This window comes from Pseudomonas sp. TH07 (assembly GCF_016651285.1).
GTDB lineage: Bacteria > Pseudomonadota > Gammaproteobacteria > Pseudomonadales > Pseudomonadaceae > Aquipseudomonas.
Map to the genome: position 1 here is coordinate 2,584,064 of NZ_JAEKED010000001.1, position 23,473 is coordinate 2,607,536.

At 63.0% G+C, this 23,473-nt stretch carries 16 protein-coding genes and 1 tRNA gene; 12 read left to right on the forward strand and 5 right to left on the reverse strand.

Annotated elements, in window-relative coordinates:
- The first annotated feature begins 32 nt into the window (after positions 1–32).
- The 3 genes from rpsO (at position 33) to JFU57_RS12065 (ending at position 2,815) form a co-directional block, all read left to right on the forward strand.
- Positions 33–302 carry a 30S ribosomal protein S15 gene (gene rpsO, locus JFU57_RS12055; RefSeq protein ID WP_020299907.1) on the forward strand — a complete coding sequence of 90 codons (270 nt, stop codon included), beginning with the start codon at positions 33–35 and terminating at the stop codon, positions 300–302.
- 196 nt (positions 303–498) lie between these two features.
- On the forward strand, positions 499–2,604 hold the full coding sequence (pnp, locus tag JFU57_RS12060) for a polyribonucleotide nucleotidyltransferase (protein ID WP_020299906.1): 2,106 nt from the start codon (positions 499–501) through the stop codon (positions 2,602–2,604).
- A 135-nt stretch (positions 2,605–2,739) separates the two neighbouring features.
- Positions 2,740–2,815: transfer RNA gene (locus JFU57_RS12065), tRNA-Thr, on the forward strand.
- A 10-nt stretch (positions 2,816–2,825) separates the two neighbouring features.
- Here the strand turns inward: JFU57_RS12065 and JFU57_RS12070 are convergent.
- Entirely contained in the window at positions 2,826–3,281 is a 456-nt protein-coding gene (locus JFU57_RS12070) for a hypothetical protein (protein WP_201129423.1), read from the reverse strand.
- A gap of 316 nt (positions 3,282–3,597) precedes the next feature.
- On the opposite strand from JFU57_RS12070, the gene JFU57_RS12075 reads away from it, so the two are divergent.
- Positions 3,598–3,903 (forward strand): DUF6388 family protein, encoded by a 306-nt coding sequence (locus JFU57_RS12075; RefSeq protein ID WP_201129424.1) that lies wholly within the window; start codon positions 3,598–3,600, stop codon positions 3,901–3,903.
- 63 nt (positions 3,904–3,966) lie between these two features.
- Here JFU57_RS12075 and nadC read toward each other — a convergent pair whose 3' ends face one another.
- Positions 3,967–4,815 carry a carboxylating nicotinate-nucleotide diphosphorylase gene (gene nadC / locus JFU57_RS12080; RefSeq protein WP_078469790.1) on the reverse strand — a complete coding sequence of 283 codons (849 nt, stop codon included), beginning with the start codon at positions 4,813–4,815 and terminating at the stop codon, positions 3,967–3,969.
- Between the two features lie 352 nt (positions 4,816–5,167).
- On the opposite strand from nadC, the gene JFU57_RS12085 reads away from it, so the two are divergent.
- The 4 genes from JFU57_RS12085 (at position 5,168) to JFU57_RS33650 (ending at position 11,093) form a co-directional block, all read left to right on the forward strand.
- The gene (locus JFU57_RS12085; protein WP_201129425.1) at positions 5,168–7,387 is read left to right on the forward strand and encodes a DUF1631 domain-containing protein; all 2,220 of its coding nucleotides are present in this window, start codon (positions 5,168–5,170) and stop codon (positions 7,385–7,387) included.
- Positions 7,388–7,450: 63 nt separating this feature from the next.
- The gene (gene ampD, locus JFU57_RS12090) at positions 7,451–8,011 is read left to right on the forward strand and encodes a 1,6-anhydro-N-acetylmuramyl-L-alanine amidase AmpD (protein WP_078469792.1); all 561 of its coding nucleotides are present in this window, start codon (positions 7,451–7,453) and stop codon (positions 8,009–8,011) included.
- Entirely contained in the window at positions 8,008–8,844 is an 837-nt protein-coding gene (gene ampE, locus JFU57_RS12095) for a regulatory signaling modulator protein AmpE (RefSeq protein WP_201129427.1), read from the forward strand. The genes ampD and ampE overlap by 4 nt, the downstream gene beginning before the upstream one ends.
- Positions 8,845–10,388: 1,544 nt before the next feature.
- The gene (locus tag JFU57_RS33650; protein WP_443217306.1) at positions 10,389–11,093 is read left to right on the forward strand and encodes a methyl-accepting chemotaxis protein; all 705 of its coding nucleotides are present in this window, start codon (positions 10,389–10,391) and stop codon (positions 11,091–11,093) included.
- A gap of 21 nt (positions 11,094–11,114) precedes the next feature.
- Here the strand turns inward: JFU57_RS33650 and JFU57_RS12105 are convergent, their stop codons facing one another.
- On the reverse strand, positions 11,115–11,900 hold the full coding sequence (locus tag JFU57_RS12105) for a TatD family hydrolase (protein ID WP_201129429.1): 786 nt from the start codon (positions 11,898–11,900) through the stop codon (positions 11,115–11,117).
- A 2-nt stretch (positions 11,901–11,902) separates the two neighbouring features.
- Positions 11,903–12,898: a catabolite repressor/activator gene (gene cra / locus JFU57_RS12110; RefSeq protein ID WP_078469796.1), complete on the reverse strand. Its 996-nt coding sequence runs from the start codon at positions 12,896–12,898 to the stop codon at positions 11,903–11,905.
- Between the two features lie 301 nt (positions 12,899–13,199).
- On the opposite strand from cra, the gene ptsP reads away from it, so the two are divergent.
- The 4 genes from ptsP to JFU57_RS12130 all read left to right on the forward strand — a co-directional run bounded on the left by ptsP (position 13,200) and on the right by JFU57_RS12130 (position 20,538).
- A complete protein-coding gene (ptsP, locus tag JFU57_RS12115; RefSeq protein WP_201129431.1) occupies positions 13,200–16,061 on the forward strand; it encodes a phosphoenolpyruvate--protein phosphotransferase in 2,862 nt (953 codons plus the stop codon).
- Complete coding sequence (pfkB, locus tag JFU57_RS12120) at positions 16,061–17,002, forward strand: 1-phosphofructokinase (RefSeq protein WP_201129433.1); 942 nt, start codon at positions 16,061–16,063, stop codon at positions 17,000–17,002. The genes ptsP and pfkB overlap by 1 nt, the downstream gene beginning before the upstream one ends.
- 11 nt (positions 17,003–17,013) lie before the next feature.
- Positions 17,014–18,762: a PTS fructose-like transporter subunit IIB gene (locus tag JFU57_RS12125; RefSeq protein ID WP_201129435.1), complete on the forward strand. Its 1,749-nt coding sequence runs from the start codon at positions 17,014–17,016 to the stop codon at positions 18,760–18,762.
- Between the two features lie 1,395 nt (positions 18,763–20,157).
- Positions 20,158–20,538, forward strand: a complete 381-nt coding sequence (locus tag JFU57_RS12130) for a DUF6124 family protein (protein ID WP_201129436.1) — start codon at positions 20,158–20,160, stop codon at positions 20,536–20,538.
- Positions 20,539–20,877: 339 nt separating this feature from the next.
- Here JFU57_RS12130 and JFU57_RS12135 read toward each other — a convergent pair whose 3' ends face one another.
- Positions 20,878–23,409, reverse strand: a complete 2,532-nt coding sequence (locus JFU57_RS12135) for a PepSY domain-containing protein (protein WP_201129437.1) — start codon at positions 23,407–23,409, stop codon at positions 20,878–20,880.
- Positions 23,410–23,473: the final 64 nt, after the last annotated feature.

Below are 23,473 nucleotides of genomic sequence, written 5' to 3' on the forward strand. Positions count from 1 at the left end.
CGCGAATCGTTTCCTGATAAAAGGATTGCCTCATGGCTCTCGACGTTCAAGAAAAAGCTCAAATCGTAGCTGACTACCAGCAAGCTGTTGGTGACACTGGTTCGCCAGAAGTGCAAGTTGCACTGCTGACCCACAACATCAACAAACTGCAAGGTCACTTCAAGGCCAACGGTAAAGATCACCACTCCCGTCGTGGTCTGATCCGCATGGTAAACCAGCGCCGTAAGCTGCTGGACTACCTGAAAGGCAAGGACGTGAGCCGTTACAGCTCGCTGATCGCTCGCCTGGGTCTGCGTCGCTAATAAGCGATTGCGCTAGAGGTTGGTTGTTTGCTGTGCGTCAGCGGGTTTCCCGCAGGCGCATGGCAGGCTCCCAGCCTCAAGTTTTATCTGGACAATAGTTTTACCTGGACAATGACAGCTGGGCCGATTCCCGGCGTTGCCCAAGAATTTCGCAAGAAGACAAGTTCCCCAAGAGCCACAAAGAAGGTAGGACACCGTGAACCCGGTAATCAAAAAATTCCAGTTCGGTCAGTCGACCGTTACCCTCGAGACTGGCCGTATCGCCCGTCAGGCCTCCGGCGCAGTATTGGTCACCGTTGACGACGACGTCAGCGTATTGGTGACCGTAGTCGGTGCCAAGCAAGCCGATCCAGGCAAGGGCTTTTTCCCTCTGTCCGTTCACTACCAGGAAAAGACTTACGCTGCCGGTAAGATCCCTGGCGGTTTCTTCAAGCGTGAAGGCCGTCCTTCCGAGAAAGAAACCCTGACCTCGCGTCTGATCGACCGTCCTATCCGCCCTCTGTTCCCAGAAGGCTTCATGAACGAAGTGCAGGTTGTCTGCACCGTGCTGTCCACCAGCAAGAAAACCGATCCGGACGTCGCTGCGATGATCGGTACCTCGGCTGCGCTGGCGATCTCCGGTATTCCATTCGACGGCCCGATCGGCGCCGCTCGCGTTGCTTTCCATGAAAGCACCGGCTACCTGCTGAACCCGACTTACGAGCAACTGAAAGCATCGAGCCTGGACATGGTCGTTGCCGGTACTTCGGAAGCCGTGTTGATGGTTGAGTCGGAAGCCAAAGAGCTGACCGAAGACCAGATGCTGGGCGCCGTACTGTTCGCCCACGACGAGTTCCAGGTGGTGATCAACGCCGTCAAGGAACTGGCCGCCGAAGCAGCCAAGCCAACCTGGACCTGGGCTCCACAGCCAGAAGCCACCGCACTGCTGGGCGCTATCCGCTCCGAGTTCGGCGAAGCCATCTCCCAGGCTTACACCATCACCATCAAGGCTGACCGCTATGCGCGCCTGGGTGAGCTGAAAGACCAGGTCGTCGCCAAGCTGTCCGGTGAAGAAGGCCAGCCGACTTCCAGCGAAGTCAAAGCTGCCTTCGGCGAAATCGAATACCGCACCGTTCGCGAAAACATCGTCAACGGCAAGCCACGTATCGACGGCCGCGACACCAAGACCGTACGTCCGCTGAACATCGAAGTCGGCGTTCTGCCAAAGACCCACGGTTCGGCTTTGTTCACCCGTGGCGAAACCCAGGCCCTGGTGGTTGCAACTCTGGGCACCGCCCGTGACGCACAGCTGCTGGACACCCTGGAAGGCGAGAAAAAAGACCCGTTCATGCTGCACTACAACTTCCCACCGTTCTCGGTAGGTGAGTGTGGTCGCATGGGTGGTGCCGGTCGCCGCGAAATCGGTCACGGTCGTCTGGCTCGTCGTTCGGTTCAGGCCATGCTGCCTGCTGCCGACGTGTTCCCGTACACCATCCGCGTGGTATCGGAAATCACCGAGTCCAACGGTTCCAGCTCCATGGCTTCGGTCTGCGGCGCTTCCCTGGCTCTGATGGACGCTGGTGTGCCGATGAAGGCACCGGTTGCCGGTATCGCCATGGGTCTGGTTAAAGAAGGCGAGAAGTTCGCCATCCTGACCGACATCCTGGGTGACGAAGACCACCTGGGCGACATGGACTTCAAAGTAGCCGGTACCGCCAAAGGTGTGACCGCGCTGCAGATGGACATCAAGATCAAAGGCATCACCGAAGAAATCATGGAGATCGCCCTGGGCCAAGCCCTGGACGCGCGCCTGAACATCCTCGGTCAGATGAACCAGATCATTGGTCAGTCGCGTAACGAGCTGTCGGAAAACGCTCCGACCATGATCGCGATGAAAATCGACACCGACAAAATCCGTGATGTCATCGGTAAAGGCGGCGCGACCATCCGTGCGATCTGCGAAGAGACCAAGGCTTCGATCGACATCGAAGACGACGGCTCGATCAAGATCTTCGGCGAAACCAAGGAAGCCGCAGAAGCCGCGCGTCAGCGCGTTCTGGGCATCACCGCGGAAGCCGAGATCGGCAAGATCTACGTCGGCAAGGTTGAGCGCATCGTCGACTTCGGCGCATTCGTCAACATCCTGCCTGGCAAAGACGGTCTGGTTCACATCTCGATGCTGAGCGACGCTCGCGTAGAGAAAGTGACCGACATCCTGAAAGAAGGCCAGGAAGTGGAAGTACTGGTACTGGACGTGGACAACCGCGGCCGTATCAAGCTGTCCATCAAAGACGTGGCAGCGGCCAAGGCTTCGGGCGTTTAATCGCACCCACGCCTGACGCTTCAGCGTTATGAAAATGCCCCGCAGTGAAAGCTGCGGGGCATTTTTTTGTCCGCCCGTTACCGAGACGGTGACGACGGTGGACGCGGATCAAAGCTGTGCTAGGTTTAGCTCACTGCCCGTGTAGCTCAGTCGGTAGAGCAGCGCACTCGTAACGCGAAGGTCGCAGGTTCGATTCCTGTCTCGGGCACCAGCGCCCCCCATCACTTCACTTTTCTGCTCAACTCCTCGACCGTGCGCTTGAGATCGTCCAGTTGTTTGCCGAGGTTCTTCAGGTCGCTTTCCTGCTCACGAACGGTGCGCTTGAGGTCGGACAGTTCACTCGCGTTCGAACTGGAACTCGAGCCGTTGTTGCGCTTGAGCTCTTCGATAAGGCGCGCCTGGTCCTTGATGGTTTTCTTCAGGGTTTCGATTTCAACCAAGTTGCTCTTGACCGTGCTCTGCAGCTTTTCCATCCCATCAATACTGAAGTCGCTTCGGACCACGACGTCCTTGCCGAACGAGTTGTGCACGGCAGCCAGTTTGTCCGAATACGAAGGGTGGTCAGAACTGAGTTCAACCCCTGCCTGAGCCGTGTTGGGCAGCACCATACTGCCAAGCAGCAGGGCAGCCATGCCGGTTGCAAACAGGGTGGCCGGGAGCTTCGAAAAATTGCGCATCACCTGAATTCCTTGTGAAGTGCCTAGATGGCACATCGCTATGACTTTGTGCTGTGGAACTTGTTCCTGGGCGCCTGCATAAATGGTCGACACCTGATGGCGTCGGCTTATTTGTAGATTTGATGTAACGACTCGTATAAATCGTCAGCCAAAGGTCCTATATTCGGACTTTGCACGAACACCCCCGTAGCAGTTTTCAGATGATCCCCGAATGGTTCTGAAGGCCAGACAAACCGGGCTTGTCACGGTTTTTTGCGTCAGAGAGATCCTTGATGATCCAGATCCATCTTCCATTCCCCAGATCAACGAGAACGACATGACCGCTAAAGCATTGACCCAAGAAGCCAGACACGAAGAAGCACTCAAGCAGTACCTGCTGGACTCGCCGCAGTTGGCGGAAGAGATCAAGGACCTGAGTGCCGACGATCAGAAAGACCAGATCCAATGGGCGTTTGAGGATGAGGCAGAAGCCCAGGGCTTGCAGCCGTGGGAACTGACGCTGAAGTACACCTCGACCCCGGAAGAGTTCGAGGCGGCGCGCCTGGTTCTGCACAAGGAGGCGGCAGAGGTATTGGGCGTGGATTGGGAAGAGTACTGCGAGATGAACAATCTGGTGGTTTAAAAGCAGCTACAAGCTGCAAGCCAAAGCAGATCAGCTTGCGGCTTGCAGCTTGTGCCTTGTCACTTAGATGCTGAGCCGCATCGACAGATCCACCGCTTTTACATCCTTGGTCATGGCACCAATCGAAATGTAATCAACACCCGTCTCGGCGATGGTGCGCAAGGTGCTTTCGTTGATCCCGCCGCTGGCTTCGAGCTTGGCCTTGCCGGCATTCAGACGCACCGCTTCGCGCATGTCATCCAGGCTCAACTCGTCGAGCATGATGATGTCCGCCCCGGCTGCCAGGGCTTCCTGCAGCTCTGCCAGGCTTTCCACTTCGATTTCGACCGGCTTGCCCGGGGCGATCTTGTGGGCGGCCTTGATGGCTTCAGGGATGCCCCCGCAGGCGGCGATATGGTTTTCCTTGATCAGGAAGGCGTCGTACAGGCCAATGCGGTGGTTATGGCAGCTGCCGCAGGTCACGGCGTACTTTTGTGCCAGGCGCAGCCCTGGAAGCGTTTTACGCGTATCCAGCAGCTTGACCTGGGTGTCGGCGACGAAGTCGGCATAGTACTGCGCGCGGGTGGCGACGCCGGACAACAGTTGCAGGAAGTTCAGCGCGCAGCGCTCGCCGCTGAGCAGGGAGCGTGCCGGGCCTTCGAGGTGGAACAGCGCCTGGTTGGGGCTGACCCGATCGCCATCGCGAACCTGCCAATGCACGGCAACCCGCGGATCCAACTGCCGAAACACCGCATCGACCCAGGCCGTGCCGCTGATGACCGCCGCCTCACGGGTAATGATGGTGGCTTTGGCCAGGCGCTCGGCCGGGATCAGTTGCGCGGTGATGTCGCCGCTGCCGATGTCTTCGAGCAACGCACGGCGCACGTTGGCTTCGATTTCGGCGGTCAAATCGGCGAGACGTAGATTCGGCATAACGGGCTCCACTAACAAAGTGGGGCCGATTATAGGGCCATGCCGTGAGTGAACCCAAGGCGCGCGCACGGCACTTATCGCGTGTGTCGTCGCCTTTTGTCGCATCAATCGAGTCATTTGCCGTTATTGACGGTCATAAATTGCGGGCTATTTCAAAGGATCAGCAGAGTCTGCTGGCACTCGGAACGCTTTTTGCCAGATAATCCGCCTTGTAATTGGCGTCATGGCTTTGACGTCCTCTTGTTTCCCCTGAAAATCCCCATGCAGTGAGTGCCTGCAGGTACTCGACTGTGAGCGGTCGGCGCCCGCCATTTTCACCTTGAAGCACAGCGACACCTTTCTGGAGGCTTGGATGCACAACGACGGGAATGTAGTGCCTTTGCACAAGGCGGCTACCGATCAGGCGACCGCGTCGCCGCTCGCCCGCCTGCCTGTGATTCTGCTCCAGGTGCGTGACAAGGCCGCACAGCAGCTGCGCCATGGCTTGCAGGAATTGTTCGATAACGCGGACGACACGCTGTTTGAAATGGCCGACAGGGCGCAAAACAATGTCGACCAGAACACCTTCTTCGAGGCCATGCGCGACTTGCGCCTCAAGCGCAAAAGCATCGAACGCGGCTTTCTCGAAATGTTCTTCGAGGCCTTTGTCGGCCTTGTGCAGTACGATCCGACTGCGGCGGCACACCAGGCGGTGAGCTACGACCCCGCAGCGCAGTCGAGCCGTGACGATCTGGAGCGGACCGTGGCCGTCGACGCCATGGTGGCCAAGGTGCTCAATCGCGATGGCCTGGCGTTGGGCCAGTTGCATGCACGCCTGGCTGCGCTGCTTGGCAAACGCCTGGATCAACGCAGCAATCCCCTGGGGCCGACTCTGCTCTGCGAGTACTTTATGCAGGCGGGGCGCAACCTGGGGGTGGAGATCAAGGTCAAGCTGATCATCCTCAAGCTGTTCGAGCGTTACGTGCTCAGCGAAGTCCACCAGCTGTACGCCGAAGCCAACCAGCTGTTGATTGCCACCGGCGTCCTGCCTGAGCTGATGCCCGCGCCGGCCCGTCGCAGCACCGATCGCACCGCCCCCGACACCCATGCCAGTGCCAGCGAGGCCGCAGTCAAATCGGGCGGGCCGCAGATCGACGACAGTGTCCAGGAAGTGTTTGCCGCCTTGCAGGAGCTGTTATTCCACGTGCGTGGCAGCGTTGCCCCGACCCTCGAGGCCAGCGCCGAAACCCAGCCAATCTCGACCCGCGACTTGCTGCGCCTGCTTTCGCACCTGCAGCAATATGTGCCGGCCGGCGCCCAGGATGACTTCGACCTGCGTAATCAGCTTGAGCAATTGCTCACTCGGGTCAGCGTCAAGAGTGGTAAATCCCGGGTGGTCGGGGTGGCCGATGAGGATGTGATCAACCTGATTGCCATGCTTTTCGAATTCATTCTCGATGACCGCACCGTGCCGGACTCGCTCAAGGCATTGATCGGCCGCCTGCAGATCCCGATGCTCAAGGTCGCGGTGCTGGATAAAAGCTTCTTCAGCCGTGGCTCCCACCCGGCCCGGCGCCTGCTCAATGAAATTGCTGCGGCCGCCCTGGGCTGGGGCGCCTGCGACGATCACCAGCGCGACAGCCTGTACCTGCGGATCGAGCAGGTGGTGCAACGGCTGCTGAATGATTTTGTCGATGATCCGGCGATTTTCTCCGAGTTGCTCGCGGACTTCCTGGCCTTTACCGCCGATGAGCGGCGCCGCAGCGAACTGCTCGAACAGCGTACCCGCGATGCGGAAGAAGGGCGGGCCAAGGCCGAGCTGGCGCGTCGGCGCGTTGAGCAGGTGCTGAACCACGGCTTGCTGGGCAAGGTATTGCCCCAGGTGGTGGTGGAGTTTGTGCAGCAGGCCTGGAGCAAGGTGCTGTTGCTGACCTGCCTCAAGCACGGCGAGCAGTCGTCGGAGTGGCAAGCCGCCGTGCAGACCATGGAAGAGCTGGTGTGGAGCGTTGAGCGCCACGATGAGCCCGATGCCGCCCTGCAACTGCTGAACCTGGTGCCGGGGTTGCTCAAGGGGCTGCGAGACGGACTGAGCAGCGCCGCATTCGATCCTTTTGCCACCAGTGAGTTTTTCAGCCAGCTGGAAGTCTTGCACCTTCAGGTTTTCGAGCGCCTGACCCCAAACCCCGAGCCCCGGGTTGTCGCCCTCGAAACCCAGGCACCAGCGATGGTTGCGGTGGAGCAGGAAATAGTCCTGGCGTCGGCCGAAGAGGGCCCCCTGGAAGCCGCGCCCGTGGCCCTGGCCGCCAACGACACCAGCCTGCTGCTGGTGGACCAGTTGCGCCTGGGCGCCTGGGTCGAGTTTCAAGAAGACGAGGAAAACACTGTGCGCTGCAAATTGGCGGCCATCGTCCAGCCCGGCGCCAAGTACATCTTCGTCAATCGCACCGGGATGAAGGTCCTGGAACGCACCCGCATGGGCCTGGCCCTGGAGTTTCACCGCGCCGCCGTGCGCACCCTCGACGATACCTTGCTGTTCGACCGGGCCCTGGAATCGGTGATCGACAACCTGCAGCGCCTCAATCGCGGCAAGTGATCGCAACCTGGGCCTGGATCGCGGCATACTGAGCCACCCAAGGCTCTAGTTGAAGGAATCTGTATGCAGTTGGACCCTGCCAGTGGTTGGTGTCACGGCGTGCGCCATTGCCCGTCGCCCAACTTCAATTTGCGCCCTTGCGATGAAATTTCCCTGCTGGTGATTCACAACATCAGCCTGCCTCCAGGGCAGTTTGCTACCGGCAAAGTGCAGGAATTCTTTCAAAACCGTCTGGATGTCACCGAACACCCTTATTTTTCCGGGATCGCCGAGCTGCGGGTGTCTGCGCATTTCCTGATCGAGCGTGATGGCAGCGTGACCCAGTTTGTCTCGTGCCTGGATCGCGCCTGGCATGCCGGAGTGTCCTGTTTCGAGGGGCGCGAGACCTGCAACGACTTTTCCCTGGGCATTGAACTGGAGGGCACCGACGAGTTGCCGTTCACCGATGCCCAGTACCACTCGCTGATTGCCCTGACCCGGCAGTTACAGGCTGTATACAGCGCTATCACCGTGCAGCGGATTTGCGGTCATAGCGATATCGCCCCGGGCCGCAAGACCGACCCGGGACCAGGTTTTGACTGGGCGCGCTATCGCGCAGCCCTGGAAAGGGGGGACGCACAATGAGTTTTCTGGTGTTGCTGCTGGCTGTCTGGGTCGAGAAGTTTTCCGCCCTGCGTCATCGCGTGCAGCGCGACGGTGCCTGGCTCGGGGAACTTGCCCGGTTGCAAGCCAGCCCGCGGTTGGGCAATCGACCCTGGTTGATCCTCACGTTGCTGGTGCTGTTGCCGGCAATCCTGCTGGGCATGCTGCTGTGGGTACTGGAGCCGGTGGCCTATGGCTTGCTGGCGCTGCCGGTGCATTTGCTGGTGGTGATCTACAGCCTGGGGCGTGGCGATCTGCTGGGGGGGCTCGGACCGTTTCGCGATGCCTGGCGCCGCGAAGACCTGCAGGCCGCGGCCCATGTCGCCCAGCGTGACTTGGGGATCTGCGCCGACAGCGGTGAGCAGTTGCTGGAGCGGGTGCAAGGGCATTTGCTGTGGCAGGCCTATCAAAGCTTCTTCGCGGTGATTTTTTGGTACTTCCTGCTGGGGCCGGTGGCGGCCTTGAGTTATCGCCTGCTGGCCCTGGCCGCCGAGCACGGCACGGCGCCAGCCCTGGTGGAGCGCGCCGGGCAATTGCGGCATGCCTTCGACTGGCTTCCGGTGCGTTTGCTGGCGGCGAGCTTTGCCCTGGTCGGCAACTTTGTCGCGGTCAGCCGGGTGATGCTGCATGAACTGCTGAACTGGAACATCAGCGCCGCACAGTTGGTGGAAAAGGTCGGCCTGGTGGCCGGCGAAATTCCCGCTCCGGTGGCGGGCGCCGATGGCGTCAATAGCCTGGACCAGCTCTGGGAGTTGCTGCTGCGCGCGGCGCTGTTGTGGTACGCAGGCTTTGCCCTGTGGACCGTGCTGGGCTGACTGACCCGGGTCGGGGCTGCCCGCCAGCCCTGACCCGATCCCCGCCTCAAACCCTTCTCGCATCCCCCAGTACCCGCGCCGGTTTCCCGCGTGCGGTTAACTTTAAGTTACAAACCCTTTCGCCGATTTGAGCTATACAGACGTGACGCTCAATAGTGGCACTCTGACCCTTTTGCGCGGCTGCCCATAACAATAAAAAGCCCGAAGGGAGACTACTTTTGAAGAGTTTGCTCTATCCCGCCGTCGCACTGATGAACCGCCTGAGCTTCGGCATGAAGTTCAGCCTGATCAGCGTGTTGTTCTTCCTGCCGATGCTGGTCACCAACTTCTACCTGGTGCGCGATTCCTATCGAGAGTTCCAGGGCACCCAGGTCGAGCTGCAAAGCCTCGACCTGCTGGGCAGCAGCCTGACCTTGCGGCGCGACCTGGAAACCCTGAACAACCTGGTGCAGATCAACGCCACCCTCGGCCAGTCCGCCAAGGGCGGCGATACCGAGAGCAAGATCAGCGCCCTGGAGCGCACCGTGCTCGAACGCCTGCAAGGCTTGCGTGCGGTGGCGGTCGATCCGGAGCAGATCGGGGTATTCGACGCCAAGCGCGATGAAATGATCGCGGCCTTCAAGGTCCAGCAAAGCGAGAGCTCGCTGCAGAGTAAAAGTGCGTTGATCGGCAAGCTGCTGGGCAGCGCGCAAATCTTCAGCCAGATCATCGCCAGCCAATCGGGCCTGAGCCGGGATGGGCAGAGTGATATCCGCCAATTGAGTGAACTGGTGACCAGCGTCACCCCGCAGATCACCCAGACCCTGGGCGAGGGGCGGGCGATGGGCGCCTACTCCCTGGGCCAGGGCTTTCTCAACTCCTCGGCCAGCACCCGCTTCGACGAGTTGCTGGTGCAGATTGAAAAACTCCAGGCCGAGTACGGCCTCAAGCTGCAAGACGCCCTGGGGTCGAGCAAGGCCGCCCACAGCGCACTGGACGGCCTGGCCAGCGCCAGTAAAAGCAGCCTGAAACAGGCCAGTGAGCTGTTCGAGGAAAAGGTGGTGATGGCCGACACCCTCGACACGCCGTGGCAGGGCTTTTACGACCAGGTCAGCGGCCTGATGGATCAGACCTACCAGCTCAACGAAGCGACCCTGAAGTTTCTCGGCGTCGAACTGCAACAGCGCCTGGGACAGAACCGCAGCCACATGGTGCTGCTGGTGGCGGCCCTGGCCGGGGTATTTTTGCTGATTGTCTACCTGTACGGCGGTTTCTACGCCTCGACCCGGACCACCCTCAGGCGCCTGGGGGCGGTGATGGACAAGGTCGCGGCGGGGGACATGACGGTCAGTTTCACCGCCCACAGCCGCGATGAGCTGGGGGAGCTGGGCAAAGTGTTCAACGGCACCGTGGCCAAGATCCACGACCTGATCGAGCTGGTGGGGCAGACCGTGGGCGAAGTCGAGCGCCAGGCCGGGCAAGTCGAGAGCGTGTCGGCGCAAAGCAACCAGGCGGTGGCCGGGCAGCGCAGCCAGATCGAACAGGTGGCCACGGCGATGAACCAGATGTCGGCCACCGCCCAGGAAGTGGCCCGCAGCGCAGCGGCGGCGGTCAGCAGTGCCCACAGCGTCAACGACGAGACCATCAATGGTCGAGGCCTGGTGGAATCGCAGCAGGACAGCATCGCCCTGCTTGCGGGGGAGATCGACCAGTCGGTGCGGGTGATCAACCAGCTGGCCAGTGACAGCCAGTCCATCAGCCGGGTCCTGGAAGTGATCAAGAGCATCGCCGAACAGACCAATCTGCTGGCGCTCAATGCCGCCATCGAGGCTGCTCGGGCCGGCGAGCAGGGGCGTGGTTTTGCGGTGGTGGCCGACGAGGTGCGGACCCTGGCCAAGCGCACCCAGCAATCCACCGAGGAAATCGACCAGATGATCGCCAAGCTGCATGGCGGCGTGGGCGCAGCGGTCAAGGCCATGGGCGTCAGCCATGAGATGGCCAGCGGCACCGTGGGGCAGTCGGAAAAGGTCCAGCAGGCCCTGGAGAACATTCTTGGCGCGGTGGGTATGATCGTCGACCAGAACCAGCAGATTGCCGCGGCGGTTGAGCAGCAGACCGCCGTGGCCCACGACATCGATCAGAACATTGTCGAGATCAACCGGGCCGGAGAGCGCACCGCCGAGGGCGCGCACCAGACCGAAGACGCCAGCCGCCGGTTGTCGGCGCAGGTGGTGCAGCTAAAGCAGCTGATCAGCGCGTTTCGCGTCTGACGGCCGCTACCGCCGGCCACTTCAGGCGGGTGGCCAGTTGAACAGCTCGCAGGCGTTGGCCGTGCTCGCAGCGGCCAGTTGTTCGGCGCTCAGGCCCATGATCTGCGCCAGGGCGGCGCAAATGGCCGGCAGGTGTTGCGGGCTGTTGCGCTGGCCGGGGTACATGGCCGGCGCCATGTCCGGTGAGTCGGTCTCCAGCACCAGCGCTTCCAGCGGCAAATCGGCCAGCACCTTGTGCATGCGCAGGGCCTGGGGCCAGGTCGCGGCGCCGCCGAGGCCCAACTTGAACCCCAGCTTGATGTATTCCCGGGCTTCCTCGCGGCTGCCGGCGAACGCGTGGATGATCCCCGCGCGCTTGAGCTTGAAGCGCTTGAGCGTGGCGATCACCGCGGCATGGCTGCGCCGTACATGGAGCAGGGCCGGGAGCTGGAAGTCGGCCGCCAGTTGCAGTTGCGCCTCGAACAGCTGCTGCTGACGCGGGCGGTCCAGGTGTTCAAGAAAGTAATCCAGGCCGATCTCACCCACCGCACACACCTGCCGATGGCCGGCCAGGCGTGTGAGCCAGTCGCCGAGTTCGGTGAGGTCGGCGGGCTGGTGCTGATCGAGGTACACCGGGTGCAGGCCGAAGGCGGCGTACAGCTCGCGGTCGCCTTGCACCAGGTCCCAGATCCGCTGCCAGTTGTCCCGGTACACCCCCAGCAGCACCATGCGCCGCACCCCGAGGGCGCGGCTGTCGGCGAGCAACGCCGTACGGTCGGGGTCGAAGTCCGGGAAGTCGAGGTGGGTGTGGGTGTCGATCAGCTCCACGTTCAGGCCTCGTGAATACGCTGCTTGAAGGTCCGGGGGATGGCGTGCACGCCAGGCTGGTAATGGGCTTGCTCGACGGCGGCCAGGGCCAGTTGCAGGGCCTGGTCGGCAATCAGCTGATGCTGCTGGGCCATCGCATTCACCGGCAGCGGCAGGAAGTCCAGCAACTGGGTGTCGCCGAAGGTCCCCAGGCGCAGCGGCCGCGACTTGAGCGGGAAGTCATGCAGGGCATCGAACACCCCCTGCAACAGCACATAAGAAGTCGTGACCAGCGCATCCGGCAGATGCCCCAGGCGCTGCAACAGCTCTTGCATCAATTGCCGGCCGCAATCGCGACTGAAGGCCTCGCCATGCTCCACCAGCACCTCGCCGGCGAAGCCCGCCAGCGCCTGCTGGAAGCCCGCGCGACGATCCTGGCTGATGCTCAGCTCGGGGCGTGCGCCGATCAGCACGATCTGCTTGGGCTGGGGCTGCAACAGGCTGCGGGTCAATTGCAGGCTGGCCTGCTGATCGTCGCTGATCACCGAGCAGAACAGCTCGGGCTGCATCACCCGGTCGATGGCAATGATTGGCAGGCCCTGGGCTTGCAGGGTGCGGTAGCTGTCATCGTCGGCGGGCAGGCAACTGGCGACGAACAGGGCGTCGCAACGCCGTGCGCGAAACAGCTGCAGCAGTTGCCGCTCGCTGTCCGGGGCATCGTCGGAGCTGGCGATCAGCAACTGATAACCACGGGCGCGGGCGCCTTGTTCCAGCAACTTGGCGATCCGGGCGTAACTGGGGTTTTCCAGGTCCGGCAGGATAAACCCGAGGGTGCGCGTGCGTCGGCTGCGCAGCCCGGCGGCCTGGGGGTTGGGGGTAAAGCCGTGCTCCTCGACCACCGCGCGCACCCGCTCGACGGTGGCGTTGCTGATGCGTTGCTGTTCGGCTTTGCCGTTGATGACGTAACTGGCGGTTGTCACCGACACACCGGCCAGCCTGGCTATATCACTGAGTTTCAACCCGGGATTTCCTTGTTTTTTTGGTGCTTGCCGGACATTTTCGTCAATCCTACCCGATAAGGGCAGGCGACCATTGTCGCAACATGCATTCGACCGGTAGGGCTTCAAGGATGAGAGATTATCGAGTAACGTGCCAAACATTCTAGATTAAACGTTTCAGCAAGCGTATTTTCTAGGCTTGAAGAAACGGCTGGAGGACCTGCCAAGCACCCTCGGCCGTTTGCGACAGCAAACACGCCTAAGCTTTGATTCATTCAAAACAATACCTAGCGCCGCCCCCCTGCGCTAAATAGGAGAAAGCATGCTCGAGCTCACCATAGAGCAGATATCCATGGGCCAATCGGCTGTGGATAAGTCCGCGGCGCTGCAGCTGCTCGCCGACAAACTGGTTGCCGACGGCCTGGTGGCCGAGGGTTACCTCGCCGGCCTCAACGCGCGCGAGGCCCAGGGCTCGACCTTTCTCGGCCAGGGTATTGCCATCCCCCACGGCACGCCGCAGACCCGCGACCAGGTGTTTGCCACCGGCGTGCGCCTGCTGCAATTCCCCGAGGGCGTGGACTGGGGCGATGGCCAGATCGTCTACCTGGCGATCGGCATTGCCGCCAAATCCGATGAGCACCTGCGCCTGCTGCAACTGCTGACCAGGGCCCTGGGCGAGACCGACCTGGGCCAGGCCCTGCGTCGTGCCAGCTCGGCCGAAGCCCTGCTGAAACTGCTGCAGGGCGCGCCACAAGAGCTCGCGCTGGATGCACAGATGATCGGCCTGGGCGTGGCCGCAGAAGATTTCGAAGAACTGGTATGGCGTGGCGCACGCCTGTTGCGTCAGGCGGACTGCGTGAGCAACGGCTTTGCCGCGGTGTTGCAGCAAGTCGAGGCGCTGCCCCTGGGCGATGGCCTGTGGTGGCTGCACAGCGAACAAACGGTCAAGCGCCCGGGGCTGGCCTTCGTCACCCCGGACAAACCCATCCGCTACCTCGGTCAACCGCTGAGCGGGCTGTTCTGCCTGGCCAGCCTCGGTGAGGCGCACCAGGCGCTGCTCGAACGCCTGTGTGCGCTGCTGATCGAAGGCCGGGGCCACGAACTGGGGCGCGCCACCAGCAGCCGCGCGGTATTGGAAGTGCTCGGCGGCGAACTGCCGGCCGACTGGCCCAGCGCCCGAATTGCCCTGGCCAACGCCCATGGCCTGCATGCACGCCCGGCCAAGGTCCTGGCGCAACTGGCCAAGAGCTTCGAGGGTGAGATCCGCATCCGCATCCTCGACAGCCAGGGTGCCTCGGTGTCGATGAAAAGCCTGAGCAAGCTGCTCAGCCTCGGTGCCCGGCGCGGCCAGGTCCTGGAACTGATCGCCGAGCCGACCATCGCCGCCGATGCCTTGCCGGCGTTGCTGGCGGCCATTGAGCAGGGCCTGGGTGAGGAGGTCGAGCCACTGCCGGCGGTCAGCGAAACCCCGGCCGCCGCCGAAGAAATCGAAGCGCCCCTCAGCGCCCCGGCTACCGGCAGCCTGATCCAGGCGATTGCTGCCGCCCCGGGGATCGCCATCGGCCCGGCACATATTCAGGTGCAACAGGCCATCGATTACCCGCTGCGCGGCGAGTCCACCGCCACCGAGCGCCAGCGCCTGCAACAGGCACTGGCGCAGGTACGCGGCGATATCGAAGGGCTGATCCAGCGCAGCCAGGCCAAGGCCATTCGCGAGATTTTCATCACCCACCAGGAGATGCTCGACGACCCGGAACTGACCGATGAAGTCGACACCCGCCTCAAGCAGGGTGAAAGCGCCGAAGCTGCCTGGATGGCCGTGATCGAAGCCGCCGCCCGCCAGCAGGAGTCGTTGCAGGACGCCCTGCTCGCCGAGCGCGCTGCCGATCTGCGGGACATTGGCCGCCGCGTGCTGGCCCAGCTGTGCGGCATCGAGACCCCGGCCGAGCCGGAGCAACCCTACATTCTGGTGATGGACGAAGTCGGACCGTCGGACGTGGCGCGCCTCGACCCGGCGCGGGTGGCCGGGATCCTCACGGCCCGGGGCGGTGCCACCGCCCACAGCGCCATCGTTGCCCGGGCCCTGGGCATTCCGGCCCTGGTCGGGGCGGGCGCGGCGGTGTTGCTGATCAAGCCTGGCACGCCGCTGCTGCTCGACGGCCAACGCGGGCGGCTGCATGTGGATGCCGACAGCAGCACCCTGCAACGGGCCGGCGAAGAGCGCGACAGCCGTGAGCAACGGCTCAAGGCCGCCGCCGAGCAACGCCATCAACTGGCCCACACCACCGACGGCCATCACGTTGAGGTGTTCGCCAATATCGGTGAAAGCGCCGGAGTCGCCAGCGCCGTGGAAAACGGCGCCGAAGGCATCGGCCTGCTGCGCACCGAACTGATTTTCATGGCCCACCCGCAAGCGCCGGATGAAGCCACCCAGGAAGCCGAATACCGCCGTGTGCTCGACGGCCTGGCCGGGCGCCCGCTGGTGGTGCGGACCCTGGACGTGGGCGGCGACAAACCGCTGCCTTACTGGCCGATCGCCAAGGAAGAAAACCCCTTCCTCGGCGTGCGCGGCATCCGCCTGACCCTGCAACGCCCGCAAATCATGGAAGCCCAGCTGCGCGCCCTGCTGCGCTCAGCCGACAACCGCCCGCTGCGGATCATGTTCCCCATGGTCGGCAGCGTCGACGAATGGCGCCAGGCCCGGGACATGACCGAGCGCCTGCGCCTGGAAATCCCGGTCGCCGACCTGCAACTGGGGATCATGATCGAAGTACCCTCCGCCGCCTTGCTGGCGCCGGTCCTGGCCAAGGAAGTGGACTTCTTCAGCGTCGGCACCAACGACCTGACCCAGTACACCCTGGCCATCGACCGTGGCCATCCGACCCTGTCGGCCCAGGCCGATGGCCTGCACCCGGCGGTGCTGCAACTGATCGACATCACCGTGCGCGCCGCCCATGCCCATGGCAAATGGGTTGGGGTCTGCGGCGAACTGGCGGCCGATCCGCTGGCGGTGCCGGTGCTGGTCGGGCTCGGGGTGGATGAACTCAGCGTCTCCGGGCGCAGCATTGCCGAGGTCAAGGCGCGCATTCGCGAGTTGAGCCTGAGCCGGGTCCAGGTTCTGGCGCAGGAGGCCCTGGCCGTCGGCAGCGCGGATGACGTGCGCGCCCTCGTGGAGGCCCTGTAATGGCCAAGATCCTGACCCTGACCCTGAACCCGGCGCTGGACCTCACCGTGCAACTGGTGCGTCTGGAACCGGGGGCCGTCAACCGCAGCCAGGCCATGTACACCCATGCCGCCGGCAAGGGCGTGAACGTCGCCCAGGTGCTGGCGGACCTTGGTCACCAACTGACCGTCAGCGGCTTTCTCGGCGCCGACAACCCGCAAGCCTTCGAAGCACTGTTTGCCCAGCGGGGATTTGTCGACGCCTTTATCCGCGTGCCGGGGCAGACCCGCAGCAACATCAAGCTGGCCGAAAGTGACGGCCGTGTGACCGACGTCAACGGCCCGGGACCGGAGGTCGACGAGGCGGCGCAACACGCGTTGCTGGAGCGCCTGGAACAGATCGCCCCGGGCCATGACGCGGTGGTCGTTGCCGGCAGCCTGCCCCGTGGCGTCAGCCCACAGTGGTTGCAGGCGCTGCTGGTACGGCTCAAGGGCCTGGGCTTGAAAGTCGCCCTGGACACCAGCGGCGAGGCCCTGCGCGCCGGCCTGGTGGCGGGTCCCTGGTTGATCAAGCCGAACACTGAGGAATTGACCGAGGCCCTGCTCAGCCCGGTGCTGTCGGTGGCTGAACAGGCGGCTGCGGCCCAACGCCTGCATGCCCAGGGCGTGGAGCACGTGGTGATCTCCCACGGCGCCGACGGGGTCAATTGGTTCAGCTCGGCCCCGGCGTTGCAGGCCGTGCCGCCCAAGGTCAGCGTCGCCAGCACTGTGGGCGCCGGCGACTCGCTGCTGGCGGGTGTGCTGCATGGCCTGCTCAGCGGCGATAGCGCCGAACAGACACTGCGCCGCGCCACGGCGATCGCCGCCATGGCGGTCTCGCAAATCGGTTTTGGTATCAGCGATGCGGCGCAACTGGCGCAGCTCGAACAGGGCGTGCGCGTGCGCCCCCTGACAGAACAATAAGAGGGTTGGACATGAAGTTAGCCATTGTTACTGCCTGCCCCAACGGCATGGTCACCAGTGTGCTGTGCGCCCGGCTGCTCGACGCTGCGGCGCAGCGCCAGGGCTGGAGCACCAGCGTCGAAGTGCACGACGAGGCGCACCCGGAACGCCAACTCTCGGCGGCCACCCTGGAAGCGGCCGAGTGGGTGCTGGTGGTCAGCACCGGGCCGCTGGATATGGCGCGTTTTGTCGGCAAGCGGGTTTACCGCAGCACACCGTCCCAGGCCTTGCAGGATGTGGACGCGGTGCTGCGCCGTGGCGCCGCAGAGGCCCAGCTGTACAGCGAGGCTGCGGCCAGCGTCGAGCCGGTTGCGACAGCCGCCAGCGCGCCGCGCATCGTTGCGGTCACCGCCTGCCCGACCGGGGTCGCCCACACCTTTATGGCTGCTGAAGCCTTGCAACAGGCGGCCAAACGCCTGGGTTACGAGTTGCAGGTTGAAACCCAGGGTTCGGTCGGCGCCCGTACTCCATTGAGCGCCGAGGCCATCGCCCAGGCCGACGTGGTGCTGTTGGCGGCGGATATCGAAGTCGCCACCGAACGCTTTGCCGGCAAGAAAATCTACCGCTGCGGCACCGGCATTGCCCTCAAGCAAGCGGAGGCCACGCTTAACAAAGCCTTGGCCGAAGGCCAGGTGGAATCGGCCGCAGGCGGTGCCCAGGCGCCGGCTCGGCAAGAGAAGACCGGGGTCTACAAGCACCTGCTGACCGGGGTCTCGTTCATGCTGCCGATGGTGGTGGCGGGCGGCTTGATGATCGCCCTGTCCTTTGTCTTCGGCATTACCGCGTTCAAGGAGCCGGGCACCCTGGCGGCGGCCTTGATGCAGATCGGTGGCGAGACCGCCTTCAAACTGATGGTGCCGCTGCTGGCGGGTTACATCGCCTACTCGATTGCCGACCGTCCGGGCCTGGCGCCGGGGATGATCGGCGGCTTGCTGGCCAGTACCCTGGGCGCAGGTTTTATCGGTGGCATCGTCGCCGGTTTCCTCGCCGGCTATGCGGCCAAGGCCCTCAGCCAATACGTACGTTTACCCCAGAGTCTGGAAGCGCTGAAGCCGATCCTGATCATCCCGTTGTTCGCCAGCCTGTTTACCGGCCTGGTGATGATTTACGTGGTGGGCAAACCGGTGGCGGGCATGCTCTCGGCCCTGACCCAGTTCCTCGACAGCATGGGCACCACCAACGCCATCCTGCTGGGCGTGGTGCTGGGGGCGATGATGTGCGTCGACCTTGGCGGGCCGATCAACAAGGCGGCCTATGCTTTTTCGGTGGGGCTGCTGGCGTCTCAGAGTTATGCGCCGATGGCGGCGGCGATGGCCGCGGGCATGGTGCCGCCGATTGGCTTGGGGATCGCGACCTTTATTGCGCGGCGCAAGTTTGCGCAAAGCGAGCGTGAGGCGGGCAAGGCGGCGTTTGTGTTGGGGTTGTGCTTTATCTCCGAGGGGGCGATTCCGTTTGCAGCCAAGGACCCGTTGCGGGTGATTCCGGCGAGTATTGCCGGGGGCGCGTTGACGGGGGCGTTGTCGATGTATTTTGGCTGCAAGCTGATGGCGCCCCATGGGGGGTTGTTTGTGATGCTGATTCCGAATGCGATTAATCATGCGTTGTTGTATTTGCTGGCGATTGTGGCAGGGAGTTTGGTTACGGCGTTGGTGTATGCGGTGGTGAAGCGGCCTGAAGTTGGGGAGTTGGCTTTGGCGCCGGCGGGGGGCGGGGCGGCCTGATAGCCGGCCCCGTTCTTTGGGGGGTAGGGGTGCATATCCGTTGCTGCGGTAACGGCGGCTTAGGGTTTCGCCCTTACGGCGAGGTACTTTTGGCAAACGCCCGGAATGCCGGCCCAGCCAAAAGTACCCAAAAGGTCTCGCCCCGAGCGTACGGCCCTCGCTGCGCTCGGGTTCCCTCGTTCCGGCGTCCCTCAGGGGGCATCGCTACTAGCGATGTCCTCGACTGCGTCGAGGGGCGCTACGCGCCAATCCCCTGATGAACACCTCCACTCGGCCTGCCGAAGGGGCGGGTAGATCAAAATCGGGCTGCCGCCAGCTGGCGCTGGGCGGGCATGTCTTCCCGCTACACCGTATAGGTATCAGGCCATCCCATCGCTCCCTGTAGCTGCTGCCGATAGGCTCGGGCCGCGGCGGGTCGGTTGTGGGGTTTTGTAATGTAAGTGCAGCCTTGGTTAGCGCTAAAAGAAGTGCATTTCTCTTTCTTTTGTAAGGGCTTTCCGAAAGGTTCTCTTTCGCTTGAGGTTGGAGACCTGCTGGCTAGACTCGGGTTGTCACTGCACTTCAGTGATCGGGTCTAGCAGCCCGGGTCAAGTCGCAAGCGGAGCCATCAGCACTGCATTTCATATGCAGCACCTTGTTATGGCGGTTGTACGTGGGGCGCCTTTGGGTGTGCCGGTGTCCTCGGATCGGTCTGCTAGCCGACGTGCAACCGCCTCCCTAACGTATCGCAACGTCAGTTCGTGATGGCTCCATCCCGAGAACTACGAGCGCGCCATTAGTATTGAGCGTTGGCAGATATGCATCGTTGATGTCTGCACAGGAGATGGCCGCTGGAGTGGTGGATTTCTTGTTCGCGGCAATTGTTGTTTCCCTAACTGAGACCCTTCTTTCGTGGCGAAGGCGCTTGCTTCCTCTCGGCCGCTATGCGGCCCAGCGGGAGCAAGTTCCCTCGCCACAGGTAGGGTATTGGGCCGGATAAGAAAGTCGCTTGATAAGTGTCCGATCAGATATTCCACTCCTTCATTTCTGGGGTGTATGACTTTATTTGGCAGGCCTAGCGCAGACTTTTTGAGCGGTTAAAGAAGGGCATTTCTCTTTCTTTTGTAAGGGGTTTCCGAGAGACTCTCTTTCGCTTGCGGCTGGGTACTTAGCTCACTAGGCTCGGTTCGTCACTGAATGTTCAGTGATCGGGTTTAGCAGCTCGATAAGTCTCAGACGTATAAGCGCTATCTCTTCCTTGGCCGGATTTCATTCTGGCCAGCTTGTTATGGCGGCTGTACGTGGGGCACCTTCGGGTGCGCCGGGTTCCTGAGCCCTGGTCTGCTAACCCGCGTCCAGCCGCCACCTTTCGTTTAGCAGCGGTGGGTGAAGGCTCTATTGCTCGGGAGCTACACCATGAAAAAGATCGTCCCCGATCCGCCTGTTACTCGCCCTTTCTCACGCCGAAATCCGGAACATGACCGGGCTAATGAAAGAGTGCGCCATGCCCTGGCCAATACCGGCTTAAACGGCTCGTTGATCTCAACTCTGCTACCCACCGCGGCCGGCCCAGCAGGCCCCGATAACCCCTTCAGCGTGCGCCCCGGTATCAGTGCTGAAGAAGCGTTGATCCATGTGTCCATGCTGCTCAAGTCTGCCGAGGAGGTGTCCGATGAGATCACCGAGCACGCCAGTGGTATCGAGCGTGGGTTGATCTGGTCGTTGGTGCATTCGGTGGAGATGGCGCGCGGTGTGGTGGAGGCGTTGTTGGATGGCAATCGCCGTTCGCCGAGTTGAAGTGAAACTCAGCGTGCAGTGAGCGGTTGTGGTGAGGGTGTTTGCTTTCGCTCGGGCAGCCAGCCTTCTAAATACTCAGTACCCGCAAGCCGGCCAATGCGGTGCGGCAGGTGTTTCGCGTTGGCCGGGTTGGGGCCGCTATGCGGCCCAGCGGGAGCAAGCTCCCTCACCACAGGGGGCCAGTTGCCAAGCCAGGAGCCTAAGGACCCCGCGCTGCTTTTGTGGCGAGCGAGCTTGCTCGCGCTGGGGGGCGTAGCCGCCCCAATGGCTGCACCGCCATTCCCGCCGGTCAACGGGCACTGGCTCGCGACCGTGCTCCCTCGCCCCTGGTGCGCTCGGTCAGTAAACATCCCGCCGATAGCGCCCTTGCTCGATCAGGCGCTCCACGGCTTCAGCCCCCAGCACCTCGTTGAGCACCTGATCCACCCCCGAAGCCATGCCCTGCAAGCTGCCGCAGATGTAGATCGCGGCGCCGTCGGCCAGCCATTTTTTCAGTTCCGGCGCGGCTTCGCGCAGGCGGTCCTGGACGTAGATTTTTTGCGCCTGGTCGCGGGAGAAGGCCAGGTCGAGGCGCGCCAGGTCGCCACCGGTCAGCCACTCCTGGAGTTCGTCCTTGCAGTAGAAGTCGTGTTCGGCATTGCGCTCGCCAAAGATCAGCCAGTTGGCTTGCTGGCCGTCGGCGATTCGCGCCTTGAGCAGGCTGCGCAAGCCGGCGAGGCCGGTGCCGTTGCCCAGCAGGATCAATGGGCAGGGTTCGGCCGGTAGGTGGAAGCCGCTGTTGCGCCGCACGCGCAGGCTGATGGCCGACCCCACGGCTGCGTGTTCGGTGAGCCAGCCGGAGCCCAGGCCCAGGCTGCCGTCGGGGTGGCGTTCCTGGCGCACCAGCAGTTCGAGCACGCCGTCGCTGGCGATCGAGGCGATGGAGTATTCGCGCAGGGTCACCGGCACCAGGGCATCCACCAGGGCCTGGGCGTGCAGGCCCACCAGGTGGCTGCGGTTTTCCGTCAGTTGGCGGTTGGCCAGGGCCTGGGACAGGGTTTCCTGAAGGCCGTCGATCTGTACGGTGCTCTCGCCATCCAGGCCCAGGCCGCTCAGGAAGAACTCCACGGCCCAAGGGCTGTTGCGTGGCATCACTTCCACCAGGTCGCCCGCCAGCCAACTGCTGGCACTGGGCGCCGTCAGCCCCAGTAAGTAGACGCCGGAGCCACGGCTTTCAGGGTTGAGCAGCTCGCGCCGGGTCAGGGTCCAGTTGTCGAAGGCCGGGGCCTGCCACAGGTCCACCGGCGCTTGCCCGGTCAGTTGCCCGAGTTGTTGCTGCCAGTGGCGCAGGGCGTAGCTGTCGCCGCTGTCGACTTCGATCGGGGCAAACAGGGTGCTGCCGCCGTGCTCCATCAGCCAGCCGTGCAGGCGCCGGGCAAAGCCGCAGAAATGTTGATACTGGCGGTCGCCCAGGCCCAGCACCGCGTAGTTCAGGTGGTCCAGCGACAGTGTGCGGCCCAGTACCTTGCGTTCGAAACCGCGAGCGCTGTCCGGCGCTTCGCCGTCGCCAAAGGTGCTGACCACGAACAGGGCATTGCTCGCACCTTGCAGGTCGTGTTCGCTGATGCTGGCCAGGGGCTGGACGTTCACCGGCAGCCCGGCGGCCTGCAATTGCCCGGCCGTCTGCCAGGCCAGTTGTTCGGCAAAACCGCTCTGGCTGGCAAAACCGATCAGCCACGCGGCGCTGTCGTCGCTGCTGTTGGCCAGGCCTTTGCGGGCCTCCTTGATCTGGCGTTTTTTACGTCGGCGGTCCAGGTACAGCAGCCAGCCGGTAATAAAGAACAACGGCATCAGCACCGAGGCCACGGCGAGGATGATGCGCCCGGCCAGGCCGAAATAGCTGCCGACGTGCAGGGCGTAGATGCTGGTCAGCAGTTGCGCTTTAAAGCTCTTGTCGGCGTAGCGCTCATGCAGGCTGACCGCGCCGGTGGCCGGGTCGATCTGCAACTGGTTCAGCGCGCGCTCGTGGGGCGAGGTCTTGAGCAGGTAGTAGACCGTGGCGGGTTGCCCGGCCACTGGCGGCATGCGGATGTTGTAGGCGTTGAGGTCTTTGCCGGCATTGCTGTAGAGGCTGCTCCACAGGGCGTTGTAGTCGGCCACCGGGGCTTCGCCCTTGGGCGGCGGCGCGCCACGGCCGCCGCGCTTGCGCTCGCTGTGGGGGGTGTCGGAGAGCAGTTTGTCCAGGCCGTTGCTGTACCACTCGTAGGACCACGACAAGCCGGTCAGTGCCGCCAGCAGGTACACCGCCAGGCACCAGGTGCCGGCCACGGCGTGCAGGTCCCAGTTGAAGCCCCGGCCTTTCTTGGCCCAGTCCAGGGTCAGCCAGGCGCGCCAGTTGCCGACTTGTCGTGGCCAGCGCAGGTACAGGCCGGACAGGCAGAAGAAAATCAGGATCAGGGTGCAGGCACCGGTGATTTGCCGGCCGGTATCGCCCATGGCCAGGAACCGGTGCAGTTGCATCATCAGGCCGAAGAAATCCTGGCCCACGGCGTCGCCCAGGAACTCGCCGGTGTAGGGGTCGAAGTAGCGCATCTGGCCACGGCGTTCACCCGGTGGCGGGGTGAAGAACACCCGCGCGGCATTGCCGCTGTCGGTCTCGACCCAGAGCATGGACACGGTCTTGCCTTCGGCAGCCTCGACCTTGGCCACCAGCTCGGCCGGTGGCAGCACGCCGGCAGGGCGTTTCTCGACCTGCAGCACCGAGGGGTTCATGAGCCGCAGGATTTCGTCCTGAAACGACATGCTCGCGCCAGTGATGCCCATCAGGGCCAGAACCAGACCCGCGCTGATACCGAAGAACCAGTGCAGCTGGAACAGGGTTTTCTTCAACACATCGACCTGCCTTGTTGCTCAAAAGTAAGAAACACGGCGCGCATTATGCCGTGAGTTGTCGAGA